Origin of the sequence: Streptomyces sp. NPDC001714, from assembly GCF_042892755.1 — a bacterium.
Classification (GTDB): Bacteria; Actinomycetota; Actinomycetes; order Streptomycetales; family Streptomycetaceae; genus Streptomyces.
The window spans coordinates 1-6,899 of the sequence record NZ_JBIAUL010000056.1; the positions used below are offsets into that span (position 1 = coordinate 1).

Genomic DNA, 6,899 nt, shown 5'->3' on the forward strand with positions numbered 1-6,899 from the left:
GTGCACGACTTCACCCCCGACTACTGGACCCAGCACATCCGCCAAGCCGTCCGCTTCCACCACGGCATCCACACCCTCCACCAAGCCGGAACCACCACCTACCTCGAACTCGCCCCGGACAGTGTGCTGGCCGCGCTAGCCCAGCAGTCCCTCCCCGAGGGCGCCGGGCAGGTGGTCGCCGCGCTGCGTCGGGACCGGTCGGAGCCGCTCGCTCTGCTCACCGCGCTCGCCCGCCTGAACGTGCACGGGACACCGGTGGACTGGGCTGCGCTGTACCCGGGGGCGGGGCTCGTGGACGTACCGACGTACGCGTTCGCCCGCCGCCGTTACTGGCTGGCACCACGGCTGGCGACGGGCGGGGTGCTGACCGCGGGCCTGGACGCCGTGGACCATCCGCTGCTGGGCGCCGCGGTGGAGTCCGCGGCGGGGTCGGGGCTGCTGCTGACCGGTCGGCTGTCGCTGGCGACGCACTCGTGGCTCGCGGATCACGCTATCGCGGGTGTGGTGCTGGTGCCGGCGACGGCCCTGGTCGACCTCGCGTTGTACGCGGCAGCGCGGCTCGGTCTGGCCGGGGTCACCGAGCTGACCGTGGAGAGCCCGCTGGTGCTGACCGCGCAGGAAGCGGTACGGCTCCAGGTGGTCGTGGCCGACGGCGACGGCGACCGGGCCGTGGAGATCCACGCGCGGGCCGGTGACGACGGGCCGTGGGTGCGGCACGCCACGGGAATGCTCACGGCCGAGACGCTGCCCGTCGTGCCCGGTCCCGGGGTGTGGCCTCCGCAGGGCTCGGTACCGGTCGACGTGTCCGAACTGGCCGAGCGGCTGGCGGACGACGGGTACCACTACGCGGGGCTCTTCGCCGGGTTGCGCGCGGCCTGGCGGGCGGGCGACGAACTGTTCGCGGAGGTGGCGCTGCCCGACGATGCCGAGGTCTCGGGGCATGTGTTGCACCCGGCGCTGCTGGACGCGGCGATCCGGCCGCTGACCGTCTTCAACCGGCCCGGAGAGATCCGGCTGCCCTTCTCATGGTCGCGGCTGAGCGTGTCCGCCACCGGGGCGCGGGAAGCCAGGGTCGCGCTCACGCGGACCGGTGAGGACCTCTTCCGGGTCACGGTCACCGATCCGGCCGGTGTACCGGTGGCGGCCGCCGACGGTCTGGCCGTCCGGGCCCTGCCGACGGGTGCCCTGTCGAGCGGCCGTCGTACGCCGCTGCATCATCTGGAGTGGGTCGCCGCCGAAACGGACGGAAGGTTCCCGGAGCGCTCTGGAGCCGCGGGCGCCGGGTACACCCTGCTGCTGTGCGAGGCCGACCCCCTCCTCTCGCCGCCGGAGGCCGCCCGGGCCCTGGTGCACCGCGTGCTGACCGAGGTACAGGAGCACCTCGCGGCGGAGGCACCCGAGGGGCGGCAACTGGTCGTCGTCACGCACCGCGCGGTGGACTCCGATACCGTCGCGCCGGCGGCCGCGGCCGTCTGGGGCCTCATGCGCTCGGTCCAGGCCGAGCACCCGCAGCGGTTCGTCCTGCTGGACCTCGACGACGACACCTTCACGGACCTCACCGGCCGGCTCGAGGACAGCGTCGCCACCGGAGCGCGAGGCGTGGTCCTCGCGGACCTGGTCCCCACGGGTGACGTGGCCCACGCGCTGGCTACCGGGGAGCCCCAGTCATCCGTGCGTGCCGGAGTCGTCCGCGTGCCACGCCTGGTCACGCTCACCACGGAGCGGGACGGCGGCGCGGCCGCACCCGCCTTCGCACCCGGCGGGACCGTGCTCATCACCGGCGGAACGGGGGCGCTGGGCGGACTGCTGGCCCGGCACCTGGTCGCCGAACACGGAGTCGGTCACCTGCTGCTGGTGAGCCGACGCGGCAGGGAGGCCGACGGCGCGCTCGCGCTGGAGGCGGAGCTGACCGCGCACGGCGCGGAGGTCACCGTGGCGGCCTGTGACACCGGAGACCGTGCCGCCGTGGCGGCTCTGCTCGCCGGCGTGCCGACCGAACACCCGTTGACGTCGGTCGTGCACGCGGCCGGCGTACTGGACGACGGTGTGATCACCGCGCTGACACCGGAACGGTTCGACGCCGTGCTGCGGCCGAAGGCGGACGCGGCCTGGCACCTGCATGAACTGACACGCGAACTGCCACTGGCGTCCTTCTTGCTGTTCTCGTCGGTCGCGGGAACGGTCGGGACGCCGGGACAGGCCAACTACGCCGCCGCCAACGCCTTCCTCGACGCTCTGGCCGGGCAACGGCGTGCCCAGGGCCTGCCGGCCGTGTCCCTCGGGTGGGGTCTGTGGGAGCAGGACGGCGCGATGGCGGAGGGCCTCGACGCGGCCGACCTGGCCCGCCTCGCCCGTGGCGGGATCGCCGCGCTCACCCCGGCCGAGGGCCTCGCGCTCTTCGACGTCGCACTGCGCGCGGACCCGGCCACGGTGATACCCGCTCGCTTCGACCTCCCCGCACTGCGTGCCCAGGCGAACGGCGGTGCGCTGCCGGAGGTGTTCCGCGGTCTGGTGCGTTCCCCCGTGCGCCGGGGGTCCGGTGCGGACGGTGGCGCGGCGCTGCGGGCCCGGCTGGCGGGACTGAAGCCGGAACAGCAGGCGGAACTGCTCCTCGATCTGGTCAGGTCCGACGTGGCGACCATCCTCGCGCACGCATCGGCGCGGACCATCGATCCCCATCGGGCCTTCAACGAGATCGGCTTCGACTCGCTCACCGCCGTCGAACTGCGCAACCGGCTCAACGCGGCCACCGGCCTGCGGCTGCCCGCCACGCTCGTCTTCGACCATCCGACACCGGACGTGCTGGCGCACCGGCTGCTCGCCGAACTGGTGCCGACCACCGGCGACGCGGACACGCCTGCCGCACCCACCGCCGCCACCGCCGTCGACGAGCCGATCGCCATCGTGGCGATGGCGTGCCGTTACCCGGGCGGGGTCGAGACCCCCGAACAGCTCTGGGACCTGGTGGCGGAGGGCCGGGACGCGGTCACCTCGTTCCCGACCGGCCGGGGCTGGGACCTGGACCGGCTCTACGATCCCGATCCGGAGCACATGGGGACCAGCTACAGCAGGCACGGAGGGTTCCTGCACAGTGCCGCCGAGTTCGACCCGGCGTTCTTCGGGATGTCCCCCCGCGAGGCCCTCTCGACCGACCCCCAGCAGCGACTCCTGCTCCAGACCGCCTGGGAGGCGTTCGAGCGGGCCGGTATCACCCCGGCGTCCCTGCAGGGGACGGATACCGGTGTGTTCACGGGTGTCATGTACGACGACTACGGCTCGCGGCACACGAAGGCCCCCGACGGTTTCGAGGGCTACCTGGTCACAGGCAGCGCGGGCAGCGTGGCGTCGGGCCGGGTGGCGTACACCTTCGGCCTGGAAGGCCCCGCCGTCACCGTCGACACCGCCTGCTCCTCCTCCCTGGTCGCCCTCCACCTCGCCGCCCAGTCGCTGCGCCAGGGCGAGTGCTCACTGGCACTCGCCGGGGGTGTCACGGTCATGGCGAGTCCTGCCGTCTTCGTGGAGTTCAGCCGGCAGCGGGGGCTGTCCCCCGACGGCCGCTGCAAACCCTTCGCCGCGGCCGCCGACGGCACCGGCTGGGGCGAAGGAGCAGGACTCCTCCTCCTGGAACGCCTCTCCGACGCACGCCGCAACGGCCACCCCGTCCTCGCCCTCGTCCGCGGCTCCGCCGTCAACCAGGACGGCGCCTCCAACGGACTCACCGCACCCAACGGCCCCGCACAACAACGCGTCATCCGCCAAGCCCTGGAAAACGCCCGCCTCACCCCCACCGACATCGACGCCGTCGAAGCCCACGGCACCGGCACCCGACTCGGCGACCCCATCGAGGCACAGGCCCTCATCGCCGTCTACGGCGAGGACCGCCAACACCCCCTCCACCTCGGCTCGGTGAAGTCCAACATCGGCCACACCCAAGCCGCCGCAGGCGTCGCCGGCATCATCAAAATGATCCAGGCCATCCACCACGGCGAACTCCCCCGTTCCCTCCACATCGATGAGCCGACGCCCCATGTCGACTGGACCGAGGGCACCATCGCCCTGCTGACCGAGCACACGTCGTGGCCCGACGTCGACCGCCCCCGCCGCGCCGCCGTCTCCTCCTTCGGCATCAGCGGCACCAACGCCCACGTCATCCTCGAAGGTGTCGCCGCACCCGAGGCCGAATCCGCCGACACCGAGGACGCCTCTCCGGTCGTTCCGCCACGAGTGCCCCTTGCCCTGTCCGCCGCCGATGCGAACGGCCTGCGACGCCAGGCCGATCGGCTCGTGACCGTGGTGCAGGACGCCTCCCGCGAGCAGCTCGCCGGCATCGCCCTGTCCCTCGCCACCACCCGTACGGCCTTCCAGCACCGCGCGGTGATCCTGGCAGCCGACGCCACACAGGCCCGGACCGCCCTCACCACCCTCGCCGCGAAGGGTGGCGAGGCCGAGGCAGTGGTGCGCGGCACCGCGATGAACACGCCGAAGGTGGCGTTCCTGTTCTCCGGACAGGGCTCACAACGGCCGGGCATGGGACGGGAGTTGTACGACACCCACCCCGTCTTCGCCGAAGCCCTCGACGAGGTCTGCGCACTCCTCGACCCGCACCTCGAACAACCCCTGCGCGAGGTCATGTTCGGCGACAGCGACGAGCTGCTGGGACAGACCCTCTACACCCAGACCGCGCTCTTCGCCTACCACACCGCCCTCTACAAGCTCCTCAACAGCCTCGGTGTACGACCCGACTACCTCGCCGGACACTCCATCGGCGAAATCTCCGCCGCCCACGCCGCCGGAGTCCTCACCCTGTCGGACGCCGCCCGCCTCGTCGCCGCCCGCGCCACCCTCATGCAACAACTCCCCACCGGCGGCACCATGATCGCCATACAGGCCACCGAAGGCGAACTCCAGACCGACCTCGACGGACTCCACGACCACATCGCCATCGCCGCCATCAACAGCCCCCACTCCCTCGTCCTCTCCGGCGACGAAGAGAAAGTCGCCGAACTCGCCGAGCTGTGGCGAGAACGCGGCCGACGCACCCGCAAGCTCGATGTCAGCCACGCCTTCCACTCCCCCCACATGAACCCCATCCTCGACCAATTCCGCAATGTGATAGTGGAGTTGACGTACCGTCCGCCGACCATTCCCGTCGCCGGCAACGTCACCGGCGGCCTGGTGCAGGACTTCACCCCCGACTACTGGGTCCGCCACATCCGCGAGGCCGTCCGCTTCCGCGACGGCGTCCGCACTCTCGACGAGGCCGGGGCCGCTGTCTACGTCGAGCTCGCGCCTGCCCCCACGCTCACCCCGCTGGTCCATCAGACCCTGGACGCCCCCACCACCGTCCCCGTCCCACATCCCGACCTGACCGCCGCCCTCGCCCACCTGCACGCCCAGGGTGTGGCACTCGACTGGCACGCTCTGCTCCCCGGCGCGGAGCGGGTCGGCCTGCCCACCTATCCGTTCCGGCGCGACTCGTACTGGCTGGAATCCGTGCGGGCGCCCGCGAATGCCGAGGGGCTGGGGCTGGCAGACGCCGGGCACCCGCTGCTCGGAGCGACCGTGGAGCAGCCGGAGGGGGACGGCCTGGTACTCACCGGGCTGCTGTCGGCGCAGGAGCATCCGTGGCTGACCGACCACACGGTGGCCGGGCAACTCCTCTTCCCGGGCGCCGGCTTCGTGGAGCTGGCGTTGCACGCGGCCGGCCGGGTGGACTGCGAGCATGTGACGGAACTGACTGTCGAGCATCCCCTGGTCCTGCCGGAACGCGGGGCGGTACGGGTCCAGGTCGTGGTCGGCACCGCCGATGACGCCGGGCTGCGCTCCCTGACCGTGCACACGCGGGGCGTCGATGACGCAGGCTGGACGCGGCATGTGTCCGGCACCCTGGGGCAGGGCGGGGCGGCTCCGGCCAGGGTCGCGGTGTGGCCTCCCGAGGGCGCCGAGGCTGTCGACGTCGGCGGCCTCTACGACCGGTTCGCCGTCGCGGGCTACGGGTACGGGCCGGCCTTCCAGGGAGTCACCGCAGCGTGGCGGGAGGGGGCGACCGTACACACCGAGGTCTCTCTGCCGGAGGGCGTCGCAGCCGACGGATACACTCTCCACCCCGCGCTGCTCGACGCCGCCTTGCACGGTGTCGGGCTGACCAGGGAGTTGCAGGGCGAAGTCCCGTTCGCCTGGCGCGGGGTGACGGCCTTCGCGTCCGGTGCCTCGGCGCTGCGGGTGTCGGTGACGCCGGGCGCCGACGGCGAGGTCGCGGTGCGTATCGCCGACGCCGAGGGACACCCGGTGCTTGAGGTGGCGGGGCTGGCTCTCCGCAAGGCCGACATCGGGGCCGCGCCGAAGAACCTCTACCGGCTGGAGTGGCAGCCCGTCAGCGCGCCCGCCGAATCCGTGCACTGGGTCTCGTGGGGTGAGCAACTCGACGGGGCTGCCGGGTCGTTCACCGGCCTGGAGAACCTGACCGCGGCTTCGGTCCCGTCCGTTGTGGCGGTGGTGCCGGCCGAACCGGGCGCCGACGTCCAGGACGCCACCGAGCGCGCGCTCGGCGCCGTACAGGCGTTCCTGGCGGAGGAGGCGCTGGCGGCCTCCCGGCTGGTCGTGATCACCCGGCGGGCCACGGTCGAGGAGAACATCGACCTGGCCGGCGCCGCCGTCTGGGGACTCGTACGATCGGCGCAGTCGGAGCACCCGGACCGTCTGGTGCTGCTCGACCTGGACGCGGAGGGCAGCCCGCGGGAGGCGCTGCCTGCCGCTCTGGCCAGTGGTGAGCCTCAGGTGGCGCTACGCGGCAGCCGGCTGTACGTGCCGCGGTTGGTGCGGGTGACCGCGACACCCACCCCACGACCCCTCAACCCCAACGGCACCGTCCTCATCACCGGCGGCACCGGAGCACTCGG

At 72.7% G+C, this 6,899-nt stretch carries 1 protein-coding gene; it reads left to right on the forward strand.

The window, feature by feature from the left end:
* Nucleotides 1–6,899: type I polyketide synthase (locus ACFY0P_RS51925; protein WP_388929496.1), on the forward strand; the 6,899-nt coding region annotated here is incomplete at both ends.